This is a genomic window from Pseudarthrobacter sp. MOO14, from assembly GCF_058267675.1.
In genome coordinates, this window is sequence record NZ_CM177849.1 from 924,002 (window position 1) to 944,431 (window position 20,430).

The window sequence follows — 20,430 nt, forward strand, 5'->3', positions numbered from 1 at the left end:
TCACTTCCTGCCCCAATTGAGCCAACGCCCGCTCACTTCCTACCCCCCATTGAGCCAACGCCCGCTCACTTCCTTCAAGAAAGTGAGCGGGCGTTGATTTGGAAGCTGTCGAAAGTGAGCGGGCGTTGGGGAAATTGGTGTCGAGGGTGAGCGGGCGTTACCGTCAGTAGACGGGCTTGTCAGGCTCCACCTCGCGCACCCAGGCCAGGATCCCGCCGTCGAGATGGCTGACCCGCTGGTAGCCTGCCTGGCGGGCCGCCGCGAGGACGTTCGCCGAGCGCGTCCCGGCCTTGCAATGGAACACGATGTCCCGGTCCTGCGGGAGTTCGCCCCACGCCTCGCCCGCCAGGATCCGTCCCTGCGGGATGAGCTTGGCTCCGTCGATCCGGACGATGTCGTACTCGCCGGCCTCCCGGACGTCCACCAGTTCGAAGTCCTTGAGCCCGGCTTTCCGCGATGCCAGCATGGTGGCCAGCTGGGTGGCGGTGATGGTGTGTTCCGTGTCCGTGGTGGACGCCGGGGCAATCCCGCAAAACGCCTCATAGTCCGTGAGTTCAGTGATGGGCTCCGCCGCCGGGTCCTTGGCGACCCGGATCTCCCGCCAGCTGCCGCCCAGGGCATCGAACAGCGCCACGCGGCCCAGCAGGGAGCGCCCGACGCCGGTAATCAGCTTCACCGCCTCGGTGACCATCAGCGAGCCCACGGCGGCGCACAACATACCGAAGACGCCGCCCTCGCCGCAGGAAGGCACGGAACCGGCGGGAGGGGCCTCGGGGTAGAGGTCCCGGTACGTGGGGCCGTGCTTCTCCCAGAAGACACTCACCTGTCCGTCGAAGCGGAAGATGGAGCCCCACACATAAGGCTTGCCCAGGATCGCGGCGGCATCGTTCACCAGATACCTGGTGGCGAAGTTGTCAGCGCCGTCCAGGATCAGGTCGTACTCTGCGAACAGTTCAAGCGCATTGCCCGAATCCAGGCGCACGTTGTGGAGCCGGACATCCACCAGCGGGTTCAGGGCGGCGATGGCATCGCGGGCCGACTCGATCTTGGGCCGTCCCACATCCTGCACGCCATGGATGACCTGGCGCTGCAGGTTGCTCAGGTCCACCACGTCGTCGTCGATGATGCCCAGCGTCCCCACCCCAGCCGCGGCGAGGTACAGCAGTGCTGGTGAACCGAGGCCGCCGGCTCCGATGACCAGCACTTTGGCGTTCTTGAGCCGCCGCTGCCCCAGCGCGCCGATCTCGGGAATGATCAGGTGCCGGGAGTAGCGTTCCACCTCGGCAGACGTCAGGGCAGCTGCCGGTTCCACCAGCGGATCCAGCGAATGGGTTGAAACATTTGCGGTGAACGTCGAAGCCATACTTCAATGTATGCCCCGGGATACCGCCGGGTCATATTACCCCGCAGTAAAGTGAATGTAACTGCAATGGAAAGAAGGACAACTGTGGTCCCTGAAGCACGGGCTGACCGCCCGCCCGCGGCCGAACCGCAAACTCCCTCCCGCCCCGCAGGCCAACGGTCCGCCCGGCTGCCCCGGGACGAACGCCGCGCGCAGTTGCTTGCCGCCGCCCAGGAAGTTTTCGTTGCGAACGGCTACCACGGGGCCGCGATGGACGAAATTGCAGAGACTGCCCACGTGAGCAAGCCTGTCCTGTACCAGCACTTCCCGTCCAAGCGTGAGCTGTACCTGGCCCTGCTGGAAAGCCACCTGACGTCACTGACCGAGCTGATGCTGGGGGCGTTGAACTCCACCACGGACAACGACGAGCGCGTTCAGGCCGTCATGCGCGCCTACTTCCACTTCATCGCCAACGACGACCAGGCACACCGCCTGGTGTTCGAATCGGACCTGATCAACGATCCCGATGTCAGCTCCAGGCTGGAGACCTTTAATCGGACCTTCGCAGACGCCATCGCCCGGGTCATTGCCGAGGACACCAAGCTCCCCCACCTGGAGGCGGAGCTCCTGGGCCGCGGCCTTGCCGGGATGGCGCAGGTCAGCGCCCGGTATTGGCTGGAAACGGACGGCAACCTGGACCTCAACGTGGCCAGCGACCTCATCTACCGTTTAGCTTGGCGCGGAATCTCTCGCTTCCCCAAAGAGTCCTAGACTACAAATAAGACATCATCGACGAACCAGGCTGGGAGGCCCCCTTGGAAATTAAGATCGGCGTTCAAAACGTTGGCCGCGAAATCGTGCTCGAATCAGACCAGGATGCTGAGACGGTGGCCAAGACTGTTGGTGAAGCCATCAATGACGGCACCCAGTTGCGCCTGAAGGATGACAAGGGACGCCTGATCATTGTGCCCGGCAACGCACTTGCCTATGTGGAAATTGGCGCTGAAGAGGTCCGCCGCGTAGGTTTCGGCCAGTTCTAGGCTGACCGCACGTTCCAAGGAGATCCATGCTGTCGCTGACCATCGTGGTGCTTGCCACGCTCGCCGCCGGGTTTATCGTCTGGGCCAATGACAAACGCCATTCCCGATACGGCGCGGGCGTGCCCGCCGGGATCGCCGTGGGCGTCGCGGCGATGGCGTGGATCATCCTCATGACGGCAGGTTTCGGCTACCTTCCGGGTTTGACGTGGCTCCCCTGGGTCCTGCCCATCGTCCTCGGCACCGCCGCGGCCATTGCCGCCGTCGCCTACCTGGGCCGCACCCGGACACGCCATGACACCGAACGGCTGAACGCGGTCCTGCGGGGCTGAACCGACCCTGAGTAAAGCCTGTGGCCACCACCCGTCCGGGTGGTGGCCACAGGCTTTTTGGGGGCTAGAGGAACTCGGCCCGGCCCTCCATCGCCGATGAGGCCAGGGCGTGTTCCCGGCGCGGGATGCGTCCGGCTGCCCTCGCCAACCGTCCGGAAACCACGGCGTGCTTGAACGCTTCCCCCATCAGCGCCGGGTTCTGCGCCCGCGTCACGGCTGTGGCCAGCAGGACGGCGTCGCAGCCCAGTTCCATGGCCAGGGCGGCGTCGGAGGCCGTACCGATGCCCGCGTCCAGGACCACGGGAACCGAGGCCCGGGAGACGATGAGTTCGATGTTGTGCGGGTTCAGGATGCCCAGGCCGGTGCCGATCGGTGCGCCGAGCGGCATCACGGCGGTGGCACCAAGATTTTCCAGCCGCAGCGCCAGCACGGGATCGTCGTTGGTGTAGGCAAAGACCTTGAAGCCGCGGTTGACCAGCTGCTCGGTGGCGTCAACGAGTTCCACGGCGTCCGGCAGCAGGGTCTGCTCGTCGGCGATGACTTCCAGCTTCACCCAGTCGGTTTCGAGGGCCTCCCGGGCCAGTTCCGCGGTGAGGACAGCGTCCCGGGCCGTGAAGCAGCCAGCGGTGTTGGGCAGGACTTTGATCCCGTGGTCCACCAGCAACTGGAACAGAGAGCCGGTTTCCGCGGTTGAGTAGCGCCGCATGGCCACCGTGGTCAGTGCCGTGCCGGAGGCCAGGAGCGCAGCGCCCAGGCCGTCCAGGCTGGGTGCACCGCCGGTGCCCATGATGAGCCGGGATCCGAGGGCGACGCCGTCGATCACCAGGGTGTCATCTGCGGCTTGGCTTGCGGTGTTGATGGTGCCGGTTTCGGTCATGGGGTCAGCCTCCTTGGACTGCAGTGACGAGTTCGATGTCGTCGCCGTCGGCGAGCGCGGTACCGAACCATTGGCTGCGCGGCACCACCTGGGCGTTGTGGGCGACGGCGACGCCCAGTTTCCTGCCGTCCGTCGCCTGGCCGTTGGGGGCCAGCGGCCGCCCGGTGACCTGGCTGACGAGCGTGGTGATGGAGGCGCCGTCGGCCACCGTGTGCGGGTTTCCGTTGAGGGTGATGTTCACGCTGTCTCCTTCAGATGGGGGCTGGGGACGGCCAAGGCCGACCCGGAAAAACGGTCCGGGCTGAACGGCGCCCAGCGGGGATCGGCGGCCCCGTCCAGGAGTGCCGTGCAGATCGCGGCGGCGGCGGGCGTGAGCAGCACCCCGTGCCGGAAGAAACCTGTCGCGATGACCAGCCCCGGCACGTGCCCGTCCGCTGGGCCCCCGGATCCCAAGGACGCCGCAACCCGGCCCAGCAAGGGTGCATTGTCGGGGGTCCCGGGGCGCGCCCGGGCGGTGCATTCCAGGAGTTCCAATTCGGCGACGGCGGGAACCAGCGCCTGGGCGTCCCGGAGCAGCTGGTAGACGCTCCCGGCGCTCACGGCGTCGGAGAGGGCGTCCTCCCGTTGGGACGCGCCGATGACTACCGTGCCATCCTCCCGGGGCACGATGTACACCGGGATCCCGTGGACCAGCCCACGCACCGTGGCTGTCACCAACGGGCGGAGGTGCTGCGGCACGGAAAGCCGGAGGATGTCCCCGTGCACCGGCCGCAGCGGCAGGTCAAGGCCGTGGGGCAAGCCGTCAAGGGACGCCGCGTGCAGGCCGTTGGCCACGACAGTTTCCCCCGCCAGGACTGTGCTGCCGCTCCCAAGGCGGACGCCGGCCACCGTCCCGTCCTTCCACAGCAGTCCGGCCGCCCGCTCCGGGACGGCAAAACCTTCCGTTGCACCGGCAACCGCCACCGTCGGGGTTTCCCGTACCGTTGCGGCGAGCGCCAGGCGCACGGACGCTATCAGCCTCCTCGGGTCCACCTGGTGGTCGGCCGGGGTGTCCAGCGCACAGGAGATCCCCGGGCTCAGCAGGGGTTCGCGGCTGCGGGCTTCACGCACGGTCAACGGTGCCACCTCCAGGCCGCTGGCCTGCTGCACTGCGCGCAGGTCCATCAGCGCCCGCCGGTCGGCAGCGTCGACACCGACAGCGAGGGTGGGTGTCATCAGGTAGCCGGTCCCGGCTCCGGCTGCTGCGGCGACGCCGGCAGCGAAGCCTGGCCAGCGGGATGATGCGTCGAGCATGAGTTCCAGGAGGTCCTCTTCCTGGTAGTGCAGCTCGCTGACGGGGGCCAGCATGCCGGCAGCGGCCCAGCTGGCGCCGGCGCCGGGCGCGTCATCGATGAGGGCAACGGACCTGCCGGAGCGCTGGATCTCCCAGGCGATTCCGTGTCCCACCACTCCGGCGCCGATGACGGCGACGTCGGCCCGGATGGCGTCATCGCCAAGTCCGGGCAGGCAGTTCCTGGTGCTGGTCATGGTGTGGTTCCTTCCCTACGCCGGTATTAGCCGGATCAGGTCAAGCGGTCGGCTCCGACGCCCTCTCAGCCCGGCGCTTTGTGACAGCTGCCGCGGGCTCCCGCAGTACCAGCCCAGTTTAGAGGAACTAGGCTGGCAGGCATGAATATGTCCCCCTCCTCCTTTCCTGCCCTTGGGGCGGCCCGACTGTACCTCTGCACGGATGCGCGCCGGGACCGCGGCGACTTTGCCCGGTTCGTGGATGCCGCGTTCGCCGGGGGCGTGGACATCATCCAGTTGCGCGACAAGAGCATCGAGGCAGCCGAAGAACTGGACCTGCTGGCGGTCTTGAAGGAGGCCGCGGTTCGCCACGGGCGGCTTTGGGCCGTTAACGACCGGGCCGACATCGCGGTGCTGTCCGGCGCACCGGTGTTCCACATCGGCCAAAAAGACTTCCCGTTGGCTGCGGCCCGGACGCTGGTCAACGGCAATGCGGCCATCGGGCTGTCCAGCCACAGCCCGGAGCAGGTGGATGCCGCCCTCTCCGCCGCTGCCGGGCCTTCCCACCTGGACTACTTCTGCGTGGGGCCCGTCTGGGCCACGCCCACCAAACCCGGCCGGACCGCCGTCGGGCTGGACCTGGTGAAGTACGCCGCCAAGGCTGCCGCGGAAGTACCCAACCCGGTGCCGTGGTTTGCCATCGGGGGCATCGACCACGGGAACGTGCACCAGGTGGCGGAGGCAGGAGCACGGAGGATCGTGGTGGTGCGTGCCATCACGGAGGCGTCGGATCCCGCGGCCGCTGCGGCCTCCCTGCTCGACGCGCTGGACGCTGCCGGCCCCGGGCCTGCGTAAACCCAGGACTTGGAGTTACGCTGACTTTTGTGTCACATCATCGGTTGGCTCCCAATGTCCGCGACCACCGGAACGCCTTGGAAGAGGCACTGGGCGCGTTGCGGACCGAACTCGAACTGCCGGGGCCTTACCCGGCCGCGGCAGTGGACGACGCCCGCGCCGCCGTGGCGGCCCTGAAACTGCCGTCCTATGACCTGACCGCCGTCGCATTCGTGACCATCGACCCCGCCTCGTCCACGGATCTGGACCAAGCCGTGTTCATCGAGCCGGACGGGGGCGGCTACCGGGTGCTGTACGCGATCGCCGATGTTCCTGCATTTGTTGCGCCGGGTGGTCCGCTGGATGCTGAAACCAGGCGCCGCGGGCAGACGTTCTACGCTCCCGACGGCCGGATCCCGCTGCACCCGGAGGTCATCAGCGAAGGGGCCGGGAGCCTGCTGCCGGGCCAGGAGTGTCCGGCTTTCGTCTGGGAATTCACGCTCGACGCCGACGCAGCAGTGACGTCCGTGGGCGTCAGGCGGGCGCGGATCCGCAGCCGCGACAAGCTCAGCTACAAAGGTGCACAAGCAGCCCTCGACGCCGGCACCGCTCCCCCCGTGCTGCAACTGCTCCGGGAAGTGGGGCTGAAACGGGTGGCGCTGGAGCGGGAGCGCGGGGGCGCCAGCCTCAACATGCCGGAGCAGGAGATCGTTCAGCTGCCCGACGGCGGCTACCGGATCGACGCCGCCCCGCAGCTTCCCGTGGAGGACTGGAACGCGCAGATTTCGCTGATGACGGGGATGGCGGCCGCCCAGCTCATGCTGGAAGGCAAGGTGGGCATCCTGCGCACCATGCCGGCCCCGGATGAGCGGTCCCTGAGGCATTTCCGGCTGCAGACCGAAGTGCTGGGCAGGCCGTGGGACGGCGAAGTCACCTACGGCGAGTACCTGCGGTCGCTTAACCCCACCGATCCCCGCCAGCTGGCCATCATGCATTCGGCCGGGATGCTGTTCCGGGGCGCGTCCTATACGGCGTTTGACGGGACGGTCCCGGACGACGGCATCCAGTCCGCCATCGGCGCCGCCTACGCCCACACCACCGCCCCGCTGCGCCGGCTGGTGGACCGCTTCGTGCTGGTGATCTGCGAAGCCCTCAGCAACGGCGGTGATGTTCCGGGCTGGGCACGGGAGGCGCTGCCGCTGCTGCCGGGAATCATGGCCGGTTCCGACCAGCTGGCTTCGCGGATGGAGCGGATGGCGCTGGACACGGTGGAGGCGGCATTGCTGCTGAACCACATCGGCCAGGAATTCGACGCGATCGTGATTTCCGGGTCCAAGCCCCAGAACGGAAACGGCAACGGATCCGCCAAGAACGGCAATGGAAACGGCAACGGAGCCACTAGGAACGGCAACGGGAACGGCAGTTCCGGGATCATCCAGATCGCCGAACCGGCGGTGACGGCCCGCTGCGCCGGCGAGCTGACGTCCGGTACCAAGGTGCGCGTCCGGCTGCTGTCCTCCGACATCACCACCCGGCAGATCCACTTCGAACTGGTTCCATAAGGGCCCTATGGACGCGGCAGGAAGGGGCAACACGGGGATTTCGCCCCTGTACGGCTAGACTGGGAAGGTAGAACTGGATGCCCGGTCGTTGATTTCCTTGATTTGAAACCAACAAGCCCGCCCCTACGCGATCTTGAGATTTGCCCGTTGGTCACCAGTGCCAGCATTAGATAGCCCGCGATCGGCTTCCACTGGATTAGCTTGCGCGCCCGAGCGTGCTCCGGAACGGCCAGGACTGGCCGGCCCGTTGAGCAGGCAGCGCCATTGCCCAAATGAATAAGGAAACTCCCCGTGAGTGAATTGCATACCCACCAGCTCCTGACCGATGCGTCCGGCACCGAGACCATCGAGCCGGAAGAGACCATCATCTCGGACGAGACCCCGCACGAGATCGCGGAGAAGTCCTTTGCCGACTACAACGTCCGCGCGGATATTGTCGAGTCCCTCGCCGACGCCGGGATCACGCACCCCTTCCCCATCCAGGCCATGACCCTGCCGGTGGCCTTGGCGGGCCACGACATCATCGGCCAGGCCAAGACCGGTACCGGCAAGACCCTGGGCTTCGGCATCCCGGCGCTGCAGCGGGTCATCGGACAGGACGACCCCGGCTACGCCAAATTGGCCGTCCCGGGCGCCCCGCAGGCCCTGGTCATCGTCCCCACCCGCGAGTTGGCAGTGCAGGTGGCCAACGACCTCCAAACGGCCTCCCGCAAGCGCAACGCCAGGATCACCACCATTTACGGTGGCCGCGCCTACGAGCCCCAGGTTGAAGCACTCCAGCAGGGCGTCGAAGTAGTAGTGGGTACCCCGGGGCGCCTGATCGACCTGTACAAGCAGAAGCACCTGAGCCTGAAGAACGTCAAGCTCGTGGTCCTCGACGAAGCCGACGAAATGCTGGACCTGGGCTTCCTGCCGGACGTTGAGACCCTGATCGCCGGAACCCCGGCTGTCCGCCAGACGCTCCTGTTCTCGGCAACCATGCCCGGCCCCGTCATCGCGATGGCGCGCCGCTACATGACCCAGCCCACCCACATCAGGGCAGCCGATCCGGATGATGAAGGCCTCACCAAGCGCGACATCCGCCAGCTCATCTACCGTGCGCACAGCATGGACAAGACCGAGGTGGTGGCACGCATCCTGCAGGCCCGGGGCCGTGGCCGGACCATCATCTTCACCAAGACCAAGCGCACCGCCGCCAAGGTGGCCGAGGAACTGGTGGACCGCGGTTTCGCCGCCGCAGCCATCCACGGCGACCTGGGCCAGGGCGCACGCGAACAGGCGCTCCGCGCGTTCCGGAACAACAAAGTGGATGTGCTGGTGGCAACGGACGTCGCCGCCCGCGGCATCGACGTGGACGATGTCACCCACGTGATCAACTACCAGTGCGTCGAGGACGAAAAAATCTACCTGCACCGGGTGGGCCGCACCGGCCGCGCCGGCAACAAGGGCACTGCAGTCACATTCGTCGACTGGGATGACATGCCGCGCTGGGCGCTGATCAACAAGGCCTTGGGCCTGAGCGTCCCCGAGCCCGTGGAAACCTACTCCTCCTCACCGCACCTCTACAGTGACCTCGACATCCCCGAGGGCACCAAGGGACGTCTCCCGCGCGACAAGCGGACCTTGGCCGGCGTTGACGCCGAGGTGCTTGAGGACTTGGGCGAAACCGGCAAGAAGAACAGCCGCGGCGGCCGGGACGCCTCCCGTTCCCGCGAGCGCGACGGCCGGGGACGCGGAAAGGACGACGGCCGGGACTCCGCCCGCTCCGGTGAGCGCCGTCGTCGTACCTCCGACTCCGCCCCTGCCGCGGACGCAGCCGCCCCCGCGGCCGACGGCGACCAGCCCTCGCGCACCCGCCGTCCCCGGACCCGCACCCGCCGCCGCAACGGCGAAGTGGTTGCCGCCGCGGACAAGGGCGGACAGCCCGGCAGCTCCGAGGGCTAACTGCGTCGATGACAGACACTGTTTGGGCGCCGGACGGCGGCAGCCTGGTGGTTCACGCGGACAACGCGGAGTACCTCCCAACACTGCCGGACGGCGCCTTCACGCTGATCTACGTGGATCCGCCCTTCAACACGGGCAGGCCGCAGCAGCGGCAGGAAACCCGGATGGTGGCCAACGCTGAAGGCAGCGGGGACCGGGTGGGTTTCAAGGGCCGTTCCTACGACACCATCAAGGGCGCACTGCACCGCTACGACGACGCGTTCAGCGACTATTGGTCCTTCCTGGAACCGCGGCTGGTGGAGGCGTGGCGGCTGCTGGCCGACGACGGCACCTTGTACCTGCACCTGGATTACCGCGAGGTGCACTATGCCAAGGTGATGCTGGACGCCATCTTCGGCCGGGCATGCTTCCTGAACGAAATCATCTGGGCGTACGACTACGGCGCCCGGGCGAAGAACCGGTGGCCCACCAAGCACGACAACATCCTGGTGTACGTCAAGAACCCGGCCAAGTACCACTTCGACAACGCCGAGGTGGATCGTGAACCCTACATGGCCCCCGGGCTGGTGACGCCGGCCAAGCGCGAACTGGGCAAGCTGCCTACGGACGTCTGGTGGCACACCATCGTCTCCCCCACCGGCAAGGAAAAGACCGGGTACCCCACCCAGAAGCCGGAAGGGCTGGTCCGCCGGATTGTGGCCGCCTCGTCCCGCCCCGGCGACTGGTGCCTGGACTTCTTCGCAGGCTCCGGCACCCTGGGCGCCGTGGCGGCCAAGCTTGGCCGGAAGTTCGTGTGCGTGGACCAGAACCAGCCCGCGATCGACATCATGGCCAAAAGGCTCGGTGCGCACGCCACCCTGGCCGTGTACCAGCCCACCTGACGCGCCCCCTTGATCAGGGGCGGATGACCGCGGCTCCGGTACCCAGTTCTTCGATCCGCGCCAGCATTCCGGGGGCAGTGACGTTCTCGCCGAGCAGATTCGGCTTGCCCGTACCGTGGTAGTCGGAGGAGCCGGTGACCAGCAAGCCATGCTTGGCGGCGAGCTTGCGCAAAAACGCCCGCCCCTCTTCCGGATTGTCCCGGTGGTCGATCTCCAGTCCCGCCAGTCCGGCGTCGATCATCTCTTGGTAGGTCCGCTCCCCCACGATCCGGCCCCGGGCCGACGCTACCGGGTGGGCAAACACCGGCACGCCTCCCGCGGCACGGACAAGTTCGACGGCGGTGGCCGGGTCCGGTGCATAGTGCGGGATGAAGTAGCGGGACCGGGAAGTGAGGATCGAAGCGAACGCCTCGGAACGGTCTTCCACCACCCCCGCTGCCACCAGGGCATCAGCGATGTGCGGCCGGCCCAGGGTGGCGCCCGGAGCCACGTGGTGGATCACGTCGTCCCATGTCAGGGGGTAGTCCTCGGCCAGGATGGTGACCATCCGTTCGGCCCGCGTCAGGCGCGAGTCCTTGGCTTTGGTGATCTCCTCCAGCAGGCCTGGATGGGTGGGGTCGTGCAGGTAGCTCAGGAGGTGGACGCTGATGCCTTCCGCGGTCCGGCAGGAGACTTCCATGCCGGGAACCAGGGCCACGCCGTGCGTGACGGCGGCCGCGGCCGCCTCGGCCCAACCCGCGGTGGAATCATGGTCGGTCAAGGCCACCACGTCCAGGCCCGCACGCGCGGCTGAGGCCATGACGTCGGCGGGGGGCTCTGTCCCATCGGAGACGTTGGAGTGGGCATGCAGGTCAATCCTCACTTGTCCAGACTAGTGGACCCCGCCCCTCCGGCACCGGAGCCTGTTCGCATAGCCGCGACGCTGGTGAGACGATGGTGCCGTGAACCCTGCCGATAACACCCAGAACTCTGCTTCCCAGCCGCTGGAGGAGCGCGTCAACAACCGCTCTCAGCGGCCCAGTTCCAACGCTTTCAAGGCCTTCATGGCCAGCAACTGGGCGCCGTCCAGCCAGGAACTCCCCCAGCGCGACGCCGTCGCCGGTTACGCCGCAACCCGGCGCAAGGCAATCTCCGCCCTGTTCAAGGGCGAACGGCTGGTCATCCCCGCCGGACCGCCCAAGGTCCGCTCCAACGACTGCGACTACCGCTTCCGGCCGCACTCCGGCTTCGCCCACCTGACGGGCCTCGGCCTGGACCACGAGCCGGACGCTGTCCTGATCCTGGACCCGGTGGAGGAAGGAAACGGCGACGACGGCGGCAACCACCGCGCCACGTTGTACTTCCGGCCGTTGGCGGGCAGGGACACCGAACAGTTCTACGCCGATTCCCGCTCCGGCGAGTTCTGGATCGGGGCGCGCCCCACCCTCGAAGAGTTCCAGGCCCGCCTGGGGCTGCCCACCGCCCACATCGATCAGCTCGAAACGGCCATCACCAAGGATGTCGGCGCTCCCGAGATCGGCGGCATCTCCATCCGCCTGGTCCGCAAGGTGGACGAAAACATCGACGCCCTGGTGGATACGGCCCGGTACAACACGGCGAAGGACCCGGAGAACCTGGACCTTGAGGTCCTGGACGCCCTGGACGAGAAGCTCAGCGAAGCACTCTCCGAGCTGCGCCTGCTCAAGGACGAGTGGGAGATCGAGCAGATGAAGATCGCCGTGTCCGCAACGGTTGAGGGATTCGAGGAGGTCGTCAAGGCCCTCCCCCGTGCGCTGACGCATGCCCGCGGCGAACGGGTAGTGGAGGGGGCGTTCTTTGCCCGCGCCCGCGAGGTGGGCAACGAACTGGGCTACGACACCATCGCGGCCTCCGGCAACAACGCCACCGTGCTGCACTGGACCCGCAACACCGGCCGGGTCCACGCAGGCGACCTCCTGCTCCTGGACGCCGGTGTCGAGGCGGACTCGCTCTACACGGCGGACATCACCCGTACCATTCCGGCTGACGGCACTTTCACCGCTGTCCAGCGCAAGGTCTACGAGGCAGTGCTCGACGCCGCGGACGCAGGCTTCGCCGCAGCGCAGCCGGGGACGAAATTCCGCGACATCCACACCGCGGCAACCACGGTCCTGGCCGAGCGCCTCGCCGAGTGGGGTCTGCTTCCGGTCAGCGTGGAGGAGGCGGTCAGCCCCGAGGGCCAGCAGCACCGCCGCTGGATGCCGCACGGAACGAGCCACCACCTCGGCCTGGATGTGCACGACTGCGCCCAGGCCAAGCGGGAACTTTACTTGGACGGCATCCTCACCGAAGGCATGGTTTTCACGATTGAACCTGGCCTCTACTTCAAGGCGGAAGACCTGGCGATTCCCGAGGAATACCGTGGCATCGGCGTCAGGATCGAGGACGATATCCTCATGACCGCCGACGGCCCCGTCAACCTCAGCGCCGCCCTGCCCCGCAAGGTTGAAGACGTCGAGACCTGGATGGCCGGCATTTACCGGACCGAAGAGGCCTGACACGGGCACACACGGGAAAAGCGTGGCCACCGGACTGGGTCCGGTGGCCACGCTCTTTTCGTTTCGCCGTCATCCTGCGCGCGCCGGCAGGAAGGCAGGGGTGTCTGCGGAGCCGGCAGCCCTATTGTCCGCTGCCGCCCCGGTGCGTGTCCTCGTCCTGGCCGTACTGCCCTGCGTTGTGCTCCGGGTTGTGGCCCGCTGCGGACTGGGTGGCCGGTTCGTTGGTGTGTTCCGGGGCGGCTGCGCCGTGCTGCGCGGCGTCAGCCGTGGGGCCCTGCGGAAGCCGGACTCCGTACTGGGGCCGGCCGTCCGGCAGGTCGGGGTACCGCACGGTGCGGACCGGCTGTGCCGGCGGCTGCCCGTCGTCATACTGTTGTCCGGCCTGTTGCTGGCTTCCGGCGCCCGGGGAGCCGTGGCCTTCCTGCGGCGGAGCTGCAGTGGGCCGCTGGCCGTAGGGGTCGTTCCACCCGGCGGGCCTGGCCGGTCCTTGGCCAGGCTGCTGTTCCTGCCCCGGCTGCTGCTGGTTCGGCTGGTTGTAGTAGTCATGCTGCGTGTACGGGCCGTGCCCGGACGCCGCGTCGGAGCGGGACATCGGCAGCTGCTGCAGCAGGCGCCGGGCCTCATGGGCTGCCTCGGGAGCCACGATGACGTCATAGTTCGTGGCCACTACCTGGCTGGTGGAGGTGAAGTCCCGCTTGCCGCGCTGCATGGCGTAGGTGACGATGCCGAAGAGCATGAAGAAGGCCGCACCCATCAACACCGACGTCATGATCGAGAAGTAGCCGGGCGAGGGCGCGAAGAAGGACAACATGACGCCTACGAAGAGGCCGAACCACATGCCGCTCAGTGCTCCGGAAAGGGCCACCCGGGGGTAGCTCAGGCGTCCCGTCACCCGCTCCACCATCTTCAGTTCGTTGCCCACGATGGAAACCATCTGGACCGGGAACTGCTGGTCCGCGAGATAGTCAACCGCCTTCTGGGCGTCGAGGTAGGAGTTGTAGGACCCGACGGTGTCACCGGTGGGTACGGCCCGGGCGTCATCCGGTCCGGTGGGGCCGCCGGTCTTGGGAGCACCAAAAATGTTGGACATACACCCATTCTTGCCCATCAAGATGGGTGCTGCCTGTAAATTCAGCTAAAAGAGAGCAGACTCGGTAGCCTGTAGTGGTGAGCACAACACCTACCCGTGTCTTCGTGGCACGCCTCCTGGGCCTGGATGTCTTCGACCCCTTGGGTGACCGCCTGGGCCGGCTGCGCGATGTTGTTGTGCTGTCCAGGGGGACCCAGGGTGCGCCGCATGTGGTGGGTATCGTGGTGGAAGTTCCGGGGAAGAAGCGCGTCTTCGTGCCCATGACGCGGATCACCTCGATCGATCAGACGCAGATTATCTGCACCGGCCTGGTCAACCTGCGCCGGTTCGAACAGCGTGGAGCCGAAACCCTGGTGGTGGCGGAGATGTTCGACCGGCGGGTCACCCTCCGCGACGGCAGCGGCGACGCCACCATCGAGGACATCGCGATCGACCAGCACCGGTCCCGGGACTGGTTCGTCAGCAAGCTCTTTGTCCGGCGCGGCCACTCGCTGTCCCCTTTGAGCCGCTTGCGCCGCAATGAAACCCTGATCATTGACTGGGCGGACGCCCAGCAGGGAGCACGCACCGAGCCGCAGGCAGCCACGCAGTTCGTGGCCAACCACGAAGACCTCAAGCCCGCAGACTTTGCCGAGGCACTGCAGGAGATGAGCGACAAGCGCCGTTTCGAAGTTGCCAGCGAACTGCAGGACGAGCGGCTGGCCGACGTCCTCCAGGAGCTTCCCGAGGACGATCAGGTGGAAATCCTCTCCGCGCTGGATGTCCAGCGCGCCGCCGACGTCCTTGAGGAAATGGACCCCGACGACGCCGCCGACCTCCTGGGCGAACTCCCTTCCGCCCAGGCCGAGGAACTCCTCCAGCTGATGGAGCCCGAAGGCGCCGAGGACGTCCGCCGCCTGCTCGAATACGACGAGGACACGGCCGGCGGCCTGATGACGCCCGTGCCGGTGATCCTGCCGCCGGAAGCCACGGTGGCCGAAGCCCTGGCCCATGTGCGGCGGGAGGAGCTCTCCCCTGCGCTGGCGTCGTCGATCTTCATCGCCCGGCCGCCGCTCGAGACCCCCACCGGCCGCTTCCTGGGCGTGGTGCACATCCAGCAGCTGCTCCGTTTCCCGCCGTTCGAGGCACTGGGCAACCTGGTGGACAAGAACCTCGAGCCTTTGTCCGACCAGGCCCACATCAGTGAGGTGGCCCGGACCCTGGCCACCTACAACCTCAACTCCCTCCCGGTGGTCAACGACGCCGGCCGGCTTGTGGGGGCGGTGACTGTTGATGACGTATTGGATCACTTGTTGCCGGACGACTGGCGCGCCCACGATGGCGAAGCCCCGATAAGAAAGCTCGGTGGCCGCATTGGCTGATAACAGCGCCCCGAAGAACCCCAACCAGCGGAGCCTGGCCAACGCGGAAGCAAAAGGCAGCCTCGACACACCCCTAAGCGCCCGTCAGCGGATCCTGCCCAAGTTCAAGCCGGATCCGGACGCATTCGGGCACGCCACCGAGGGTTTTGCCCGGTTTATGGGCACGCCGCAGTTCCTGGTGTACATGACGGTGTTCTGCATCTTCTGGTTGGGCTGGAACACCTGGGCGCCCGTCGAGTGGCAGTTCGACTCGAGGGACCTCGGCTTCACCCTGCTGACCCTGATGCTGTCGCTGCAGGCTTCCTACGCGGCACCCCTGCTGCTGCTCGCGCAGAACCGCCAGGACGACCGCGACCGCGTCTCGCTGCAGCAGGACCGGCAGCGCGCCGAACGCAACCTGTCCGACACCGAGTACCTCACCCGGGAGTTGGCCTCCCTGCGGATCGCGCTGCGTGAAGTAGCCACCCGTGACTACGTCAGGGCGGAGTTGCGCTCACTCCTGGAGGACATGTTGGAAGCCCAGGAGGAACTCCGGACCCACGACGACTCCGGCCCCGGTTCCCATGAGTCACCGCGGGACAAGGTCAAGGACAAACTGCGTGAGCAGAGGGACCGGCAGCGTGGCCCGCGGACCCAGCAGATCCCCCGGGTCAAGCCCGGCCATTCCACCAACGAACGCTAGTCCGGATCATCCGGCTGCACTTCGCCGCACCAGCACGAAAGCCGAGGCCCCTCACGTGAGCGCCCCCATGGATCCGGCACCATCCAGCAAATCCCCGCTGCTCCAGGCCGTCACCCACGCCCTGGCAACCGTTATTGACCCTGAGCTCCGCCGCCCGATCACCGAACTGGGGATGGTGGACTCCGTCCAGGTGTCCGACGACGGCCGGGTCACCGTCGCAGTCCTGCTCACCATTGCGGGTTGCCCGCTGCGGGACACGATCACAGCCGATGCCCGCAAGGCCCTGTCCGCGGTCCCCGGCGTCACCGCCGTCGACGTCGACCTGAAGGTCATGGACCAGGCCCAGCGGGATGCGCTCAAGGAGAAGCTGCGCGGCCCCGGCGGCGCACGCACCATCCCGTTCAACCAGCCCGAGTCGCTGACCAAGGTCTATGCGGTGGCCAGCGGCAAGGGCGGGGTGGGGAAATCCTCGGTGACTGTAAACCTTGCCACTGCCTTGGCTGCCCGGGGCCTGCGAGTGGGCATCGTGGACGCGGACGTCTACGGTTTCTCCGTCCCCGCCTTGATGGGCATCACCCAGGCTCCCACCCAGGTGGATGACATGATCCTTCCCCCGGTTGCCTACGGTGTGAAGGTCATCTCCATCGGGATGTTCGTCACCGGGAACCAGCCTGTCGCCTGGCGGGGACCCATGCTGCACCGGGCCCTGGAACAATTCCTCACGGACGTCTACTTCGGCGACCTGGACGCACTGTTCCTGGACCTTCCCCCGGGGACCGGGGACATCGCCATTTCGGTGGCGCAGTTGCTGCCCAAGGCTGAGATCCTGGTGGTCACCACGCCCCAGGCTGCGGCAGCGGACGTGGCCGAACGCGCGGGTGCGATCGCAGCCCAGACCGGCCAGAAGATCGCCGGTGTCATTGAGAACATGTCGTACCTGGACATGCCCGGCGGCGGCAGGATGGAACTCTTCGGAAGCGGCGGCGGGACAGTCCTTACCGGGCGGCTCAGCACCACGCTCGGCGTTCCGGTGCCGCTGCTGGGCCAGATTCCGCTGGATATCCAACTTCGCGAGGGCGGTGACGCCGGGGTTCCGATCGTGCTTGGCCGGCCCGATTCCGCGGCAGGCGTGGCGTTGACAGGTATCGCGGCGCAGCTTGCCGCCACACCGCGGGGCCTTGCCGGGATGAAGCTGGGCCTCCAGCCCCGCTGACCAGCGCCCTAGGTGGCTTCGGTATCGAAGGGAGCGGTTTCGCCCGGGGCGAGCCGCTCCACAACCCGCTCAGGACGGGAAGGTGCGGCGTCGGCCACTGCAGCCGCGCCGGAAACCGCCGCCACCGCGGCCGGGGCTCCGGCGCTGACGGGTTTGGTGTCGTCGTCGAAAAGTGCTTCCTTGATGATGCGGCGGGGGTCGTACTGGCGGGGATCGTACTTCTTCCAATCGACATCGTCGATGTCGATGCCTACTTCTTCCTTGATTTGCTCACGGGCACCGGAGGCCATCCGGCGGACTTCCTTGACCAGGTTTGCCAGCTTCTGGGTATATTCGGGCAGCCGTTGGGGGCCGATCACGAGAACGCCTATGATCAGCAGAATTATGAATTCCGGGCCGTTGATACCAAACACTTTAGGAAGATTACCCTCTCCGGGCTGCCAGTGACGATTCCCGTCCGGCTGACGTGGAAACAGTCCGCGTCACGGGGTGAACAGGGCTGCGATCTTGCTGATGCCGCGCTCCAGCCGTGACTCCAGCGGCTCCCCGGACTTTCCTGCGGACGCTTCTGGAACGGAGGCCGCAACACCCTCGGTGGCGGCATCAGCGACGTTCTTGAGGATCGGAAGGGCGTCGTCGGCCCGCGCCGCAGGAAGGTCCGAGCGGTAGGTGATGGTGAGGCCGGCGGTCCGGTAGGTCGCGGACGCCGGGGTCAAGGACCACGCCTGCGACGTCCCGGCACCCGGTTTGGACGGGTGCTGCTCGGTGACCGTGGCGTGATGGGCACCGTCGGTAAGGCGCAGCTCCACCGCCGGTTGTCCTTCCACCAGCACCGCCCGTGCGGCTTCGAGGTGGAATCCCATGGCCTGCAGTTCCGGGCAGGCCCAGCCTTCAGAACGCAGCGAGGCCAGTTGGGCGGGATCCAGCGGGCGCCCATCCGTTGGGCTCTGCGAGGAAACGTGGGAAAACGCCGCCTCCGTTCCTGACGGTTCCCCCGCCACCGGATCCCCCGCTGCGGTGAACGCCCCCACGGCGAGCACGCCGGCCGCGGCCATGGTCCCTCCCGCGGTGAACGCCAGGGCCCGGGCGGCCATCCGGCTTCCGGTGGGGCCCGCGGGTGCTTCAGGCTGCGCCGCGAGTTCGTGGGTGCGCGCCAGAAGCCGTGCCGTCAGGTCCTCGCTGGCGGGCGGGACCGGCGCTTGGCGGAGGCGCTCAAGGTACTGCCGTTCCCGGCGGACAGTGGCGGCACACTCCTGGCACGCCTCGAGGTGGCTGCCGGAGCGCTGGTGCTTGCCGCCGAAAGGAAACTGGGACCTCATGCGCCGATCAGAGGATGCCCGCTATGCGCGGCATGGAGAGCTTGCGGCGTCCCTGGTGCGGGCGCGGGTCACGGTGTGCCAGCTTTTCCCGCAGCATGGTCCTGCCGCGGTGGATACGGGAACGGACGGTGCCGAGTTTGACGCCGAGCGCCTCGGCCACTTCGTCATAGGACAGGCCTTCGAGGTCGCAGAGGACGACGGCGGCACGGAAGTCCGGCGGGAGTTCCTCCAGCGCTGCCTGGACATCGAGGTCCAGGTTGTTCAGCTCGAAGCTCTGCTCGGGGCCCGGTTCGCGGCCGGGCAGCCGGGACTCGGCGTCCTCCGCCAGGGCGTCGAACCGGATGCGCGTCTTCCGGCGCGCCTGGTCGAGGAACAGGTTGGTGGTGATGCGGTGCAGCCAGCCGTCCAGGGTGCCCGGCTTGAAGTTTTCCAGTGAACGGAAGACGCGGACGAACACCTCCTGGGTGAGGTCCTCGGCGTCGAACTTGTTCCCGGTCAGGCGGTAGGCCAGCCGGTAGACCTTCGCGGAGTGATTGGTGACCACTTCTTCCCAGGTGGGACGGACCCACTCATCATCGGGATTGTTGACTGCAGGGACAGGTGCCACAACTGAAGATGACATCGTCCACTCCCCTCGTGGAATGCTAACGCCCGGATACTGTTGACATCTCTGATTCGGCGCCGGTCACCTTTTGGATGAGCGGATTCCAATCATGTCAAACTTGGCTGGGAATTTCCTGACCGCAGGGTAACTTCAGCCTTCGGCGCAACAGCCTCTTCCCGGGCCGGCGGGGCCGGACACAGTAGGCTAAAGGGGACATTCCCCCTTCACGCCCAGAAAGCGATAATTCATGAGCGCCGACAAGTCCAGCAGCTGGTCCTATGCAGAAGATCTGCCCGCTGAGGATGAGGTCATGCTTCGGGCCCGGGAACGTTCCTTTGAATTGGGCGTGAGTGCCATCAGCCCCGGTGTCGGCGCGGTCCTGACGGTCCTTGCTGCCGCGTCGAAGGCGCAGACCGCCGTCGAGATCGGCACCGGCGCCGGTGTCTCCGGCGTCTGCCTGCTGCGGGGCCTTGGCCCGCACGCTGTCCTGACCACCATTGACGTGGACGTCGAACACCTGCGCGCGGCCCGCGAGGCGTTCACCGAGTCCGGCAGTCCGGCAAACCGCACGCGCACCATTTCCGGCCGGGCCGGCGATGTCCTGCCGCGCCTCACTGACGGCGCGTATGACCTGGTCTTCATCGACGCCGACAAGCCCGGCCTGCCCGGCTACGTCGAGCAGGCCATCCGGCTCCTCAAGAGGTCGGGCCTGTTGATTATCAATGACGCCCTGGACAAGGACAAGGTGGCCAACCCGGCCGGCCGCGAGGCCACTACGGTGGTGCTGCGCCAGGTGGGAAGGGCCATCCGCGACGACGACCGGCTGGCGTCGGCGATGCTCCCCACCGGCGACGGCCTGCTGGTCGCCGTCAAGAAGTAGGCCGGAAACAGGACAGGGTCCGCGGCACGAGGCCACGGACCCTGTCCGGCACGACTATTCGGTAACGCCCACCAGGCATTCCTTGAGGTTGGCTGCTTCGGCAGCGTTCAGCTCGACCACGAGGCGCCCGCCGCCTTCGAGCGGGACGCGCATGATCAGGCTGCGGCCCTCCTTGGTGACTTCCATTGGGCCGTCGCCGGTACGTGGTTTCATAGCCGCCATGAGGAATTCCCCTCCATTTTGTTCCAGGACTGATCAGCCCGGGCGGGCTGGGTCCGCATGTCGATCAAGCGGCTGTGGCGGGGTGGTGCTCCCCCCGCCGAGGCTGCGCGTTTTCTGGATGCTTGTGTCCTTGCTTACTTACTATTATCGCGGATTTACCCGCACGTAGCTAATCGATGGACATTTCCGTGCGCCGGGCATTCCCGGCCTGACCTGCACGGAAGCCCC

The 20,430-nt window shown here is 67.0% G+C and carries 22 protein-coding genes and 1 riboswitch; of the genes, 12 read left to right on the forward strand and 10 right to left on the reverse strand.

Features of this window, described 5'->3' with window-relative positions:
• Positions 1–163: 163 nt before the first annotated feature.
• Complete coding sequence (moeB, locus tag AC4EEV_RS04205) at positions 164–1,363, reverse strand: molybdopterin-synthase adenylyltransferase MoeB (RefSeq protein WP_018760282.1); 1,200 nt, start codon at positions 1,361–1,363, stop codon at positions 164–166.
• 84 nt (positions 1,364–1,447) lie between these two features.
• On the opposite strand from moeB, the gene AC4EEV_RS04210 reads away from it, so the two are divergent.
• From AC4EEV_RS04210 to AC4EEV_RS04220, 3 genes are read left to right on the forward strand one after another with little or no spacing between them, the layout of a single operon-like run.
• Positions 1,448–2,113, forward strand: a complete 666-nt coding sequence (locus AC4EEV_RS04210; protein ID WP_018760283.1) for a TetR/AcrR family transcriptional regulator — start codon at positions 1,448–1,450, stop codon at positions 2,111–2,113.
• Between the two features lie 44 nt (positions 2,114–2,157).
• Positions 2,158–2,382 carry a DUF3107 domain-containing protein gene (locus AC4EEV_RS04215; RefSeq protein ID WP_018760284.1) on the forward strand — a complete coding sequence of 75 codons (225 nt, stop codon included), beginning with the start codon at positions 2,158–2,160 and terminating at the stop codon, positions 2,380–2,382.
• Between the two features lie 26 nt (positions 2,383–2,408).
• The gene (locus tag AC4EEV_RS04220; RefSeq protein WP_018760285.1) at positions 2,409–2,711 is read left to right on the forward strand and encodes a hypothetical protein; all 303 of its coding nucleotides are present in this window, start codon (positions 2,409–2,411) and stop codon (positions 2,709–2,711) included.
• A 64-nt stretch (positions 2,712–2,775) separates the two neighbouring features.
• On the opposite strand, the gene AC4EEV_RS04225 is transcribed toward AC4EEV_RS04220, so the two are convergent.
• The 3 genes from AC4EEV_RS04225 to thiO all read right to left on the reverse strand — a co-directional run bounded on the left by AC4EEV_RS04225 (position 2,776) and on the right by thiO (position 5,115).
• Positions 2,776–3,588, reverse strand: coding sequence for a thiazole synthase (locus AC4EEV_RS04225; RefSeq protein ID WP_018760286.1), 813 nt, complete (start codon positions 3,586–3,588; stop codon positions 2,776–2,778).
• 4 nt (positions 3,589–3,592) lie between these two features.
• On the reverse strand, positions 3,593–3,829 hold the full coding sequence (gene thiS, locus AC4EEV_RS04230) for a sulfur carrier protein ThiS (protein WP_018760287.1): 237 nt from the start codon (positions 3,827–3,829) through the stop codon (positions 3,593–3,595).
• The gene (thiO, locus tag AC4EEV_RS04235; RefSeq protein WP_491330215.1) at positions 3,826–5,115 is read right to left on the reverse strand and encodes a glycine oxidase ThiO; all 1,290 of its coding nucleotides are present in this window, start codon (positions 5,113–5,115) and stop codon (positions 3,826–3,828) included. The genes thiS and thiO overlap by 4 nt, the downstream gene beginning before the upstream one ends.
• A riboswitch (TPP riboswitch) is annotated at positions 5,111–5,229 on the reverse strand. Its footprint overlaps the gene before it by 5 nt.
• A gap of 27 nt (positions 5,230–5,256) precedes the next feature.
• On the opposite strand from thiO, the gene thiE reads away from it, so the two are divergent.
• From thiE to AC4EEV_RS04255, 4 genes are all read left to right on the forward strand, one after another.
• Positions 5,257–5,949: a thiamine phosphate synthase gene (gene thiE / locus AC4EEV_RS04240; RefSeq protein WP_491330216.1), complete on the forward strand. Its 693-nt coding sequence runs from the start codon at positions 5,257–5,259 to the stop codon at positions 5,947–5,949.
• A gap of 29 nt (positions 5,950–5,978) precedes the next feature.
• Entirely contained in the window at positions 5,979–7,490 is a 1,512-nt protein-coding gene (locus AC4EEV_RS04245; RefSeq protein WP_491330217.1) for an RNB domain-containing ribonuclease, read from the forward strand.
• 291 nt (positions 7,491–7,781) lie between these two features.
• On the forward strand, positions 7,782–9,434 hold the full coding sequence (locus AC4EEV_RS04250; RefSeq protein WP_491330218.1) for a DEAD/DEAH box helicase: 1,653 nt from the start codon (positions 7,782–7,784) through the stop codon (positions 9,432–9,434).
• An 8-nt stretch (positions 9,435–9,442) separates the two neighbouring features.
• Entirely contained in the window at positions 9,443–10,315 is an 873-nt protein-coding gene (locus AC4EEV_RS04255; protein ID WP_018760292.1) for a DNA-methyltransferase, read from the forward strand.
• Between the two features lie 13 nt (positions 10,316–10,328).
• On the opposite strand, the gene AC4EEV_RS04260 is transcribed toward AC4EEV_RS04255, so the two are convergent.
• Positions 10,329–11,177, reverse strand: a complete 849-nt coding sequence (locus AC4EEV_RS04260) for a PHP domain-containing protein (protein ID WP_018760293.1) — start codon at positions 11,175–11,177, stop codon at positions 10,329–10,331.
• A 79-nt stretch (positions 11,178–11,256) separates the two neighbouring features.
• On the opposite strand from AC4EEV_RS04260, the gene AC4EEV_RS04265 reads away from it, so the two are divergent.
• Positions 11,257–12,831, forward strand: a complete 1,575-nt coding sequence (locus AC4EEV_RS04265) for an aminopeptidase P family protein (protein WP_491330219.1) — start codon at positions 11,257–11,259, stop codon at positions 12,829–12,831.
• A gap of 121 nt (positions 12,832–12,952) precedes the next feature.
• On the opposite strand, the gene AC4EEV_RS04270 is transcribed toward AC4EEV_RS04265, so the two are convergent.
• Positions 12,953–13,921, reverse strand: a complete 969-nt coding sequence (locus tag AC4EEV_RS04270; protein WP_491330220.1) for a YflT domain-containing protein — start codon at positions 13,919–13,921, stop codon at positions 12,953–12,955.
• A gap of 77 nt (positions 13,922–13,998) precedes the next feature.
• Here AC4EEV_RS04270 and AC4EEV_RS04275 point away from each other — a divergent pair, with 77 nt between their 5' ends.
• From AC4EEV_RS04275 to AC4EEV_RS04285, 3 genes are all read left to right on the forward strand, one after another.
• Positions 13,999–15,282 (forward strand): magnesium transporter MgtE N-terminal domain-containing protein, encoded by a 1,284-nt coding sequence (locus AC4EEV_RS04275; RefSeq protein WP_026264267.1) that lies wholly within the window; start codon positions 13,999–14,001, stop codon positions 15,280–15,282.
• A complete protein-coding gene (locus AC4EEV_RS04280; RefSeq protein WP_018760297.1) occupies positions 15,266–15,964 on the forward strand; it encodes a DUF1003 domain-containing protein in 699 nt (232 codons plus the stop codon). The genes AC4EEV_RS04275 and AC4EEV_RS04280 overlap by 17 nt, the downstream gene beginning before the upstream one ends.
• Positions 15,965–16,031: 67 nt before the next feature.
• The gene (locus AC4EEV_RS04285; protein WP_491330846.1) at positions 16,032–17,177 is read left to right on the forward strand and encodes an Mrp/NBP35 family ATP-binding protein; all 1,146 of its coding nucleotides are present in this window, start codon (positions 16,032–16,034) and stop codon (positions 17,175–17,177) included.
• 8 nt (positions 17,178–17,185) lie between these two features.
• Here the strand turns inward: AC4EEV_RS04285 and AC4EEV_RS04290 are convergent, their stop codons facing one another.
• The 3 genes from AC4EEV_RS04290 to sigE all read right to left on the reverse strand — a co-directional run bounded on the left by AC4EEV_RS04290 (position 17,186) and on the right by sigE (position 19,118).
• Positions 17,186–17,590, reverse strand: a complete 405-nt coding sequence (locus AC4EEV_RS04290; protein ID WP_018760299.1) for a twin-arginine translocase TatA/TatE family subunit — start codon at positions 17,588–17,590, stop codon at positions 17,186–17,188.
• Between the two features lie 69 nt (positions 17,591–17,659).
• A complete protein-coding gene (locus tag AC4EEV_RS04295; RefSeq protein WP_018760300.1) occupies positions 17,660–18,496 on the reverse strand; it encodes a hypothetical protein in 837 nt (278 codons plus the stop codon).
• 7 nt (positions 18,497–18,503) lie between these two features.
• Positions 18,504–19,118: an RNA polymerase sigma factor SigE gene (gene sigE, locus AC4EEV_RS04300; protein ID WP_109863734.1), complete on the reverse strand. Its 615-nt coding sequence runs from the start codon at positions 19,116–19,118 to the stop codon at positions 18,504–18,506.
• Between the two features lie 229 nt (positions 19,119–19,347).
• Here sigE and AC4EEV_RS04305 point away from each other — a divergent pair, with 229 nt between their 5' ends.
• Positions 19,348–19,980 carry an O-methyltransferase gene (locus tag AC4EEV_RS04305; RefSeq protein ID WP_018760302.1) on the forward strand — a complete coding sequence of 211 codons (633 nt, stop codon included), beginning with the start codon at positions 19,348–19,350 and terminating at the stop codon, positions 19,978–19,980.
• A gap of 54 nt (positions 19,981–20,034) precedes the next feature.
• Here AC4EEV_RS04305 and AC4EEV_RS04310 read toward each other — a convergent pair whose 3' ends face one another.
• Positions 20,035–20,202 carry a DUF3117 domain-containing protein gene (locus AC4EEV_RS04310; protein WP_009357720.1) on the reverse strand — a complete coding sequence of 56 codons (168 nt, stop codon included), beginning with the start codon at positions 20,200–20,202 and terminating at the stop codon, positions 20,035–20,037.
• Between the last annotated feature and the right edge of the window lie 228 nt (positions 20,203–20,430).

Coding starts and splice junctions, on each gene's coding strand:
- moeB (WP_018760282.1), bottom strand. CDS start 1,363: ATGGCTTCGACGTTCACCGCAAATGTTTCAACCCATTCGCTGGATCCG.
- AC4EEV_RS04220 (WP_018760285.1), top strand. CDS start 2,409: ATGCTGTCGCTGACCATCGTGGTGCTTGCCACGCTCGCCGCCGGGTTT.
- AC4EEV_RS04225 (WP_018760286.1), bottom strand. CDS start 3,588: ATGACCGAAACCGGCACCATCAACACCGCAAGCCAAGCCGCAGATGAC.
- thiO (WP_491330215.1), bottom strand. CDS start 5,115: ATGACCAGCACCAGGAACTGCCTGCCCGGACTTGGCGATGACGCCATC.
- thiE (WP_491330216.1), top strand. CDS start 5,257: ATGAATATGTCCCCCTCCTCCTTTCCTGCCCTTGGGGCGGCCCGACTG.
- AC4EEV_RS04255 (WP_018760292.1), top strand. CDS start 9,443: ATGACAGACACTGTTTGGGCGCCGGACGGCGGCAGCCTGGTGGTTCAC.
- AC4EEV_RS04270 (WP_491330220.1), bottom strand. CDS start 13,921: ATGTCCAACATTTTTGGTGCTCCCAAGACCGGCGGCCCCACCGGACCG.
- AC4EEV_RS04285 (WP_491330846.1), top strand. CDS start 16,032: ATGGATCCGGCACCATCCAGCAAATCCCCGCTGCTCCAGGCCGTCACC.
- AC4EEV_RS04295 (WP_018760300.1), bottom strand. CDS start 18,496: ATGAGGTCCCAGTTTCCTTTCGGCGGCAAGCACCAGCGCTCCGGCAGC.
- sigE (WP_109863734.1), bottom strand. CDS start 19,118: ATGTCATCTTCAGTTGTGGCACCTGTCCCTGCAGTCAACAATCCCGAT.
- AC4EEV_RS04305 (WP_018760302.1), top strand. CDS start 19,348: ATGAGCGCCGACAAGTCCAGCAGCTGGTCCTATGCAGAAGATCTGCCC.
- AC4EEV_RS04310 (WP_009357720.1), bottom strand. CDS start 20,202: ATGGCGGCTATGAAACCACGTACCGGCGACGGCCCAATGGAAGTCACC.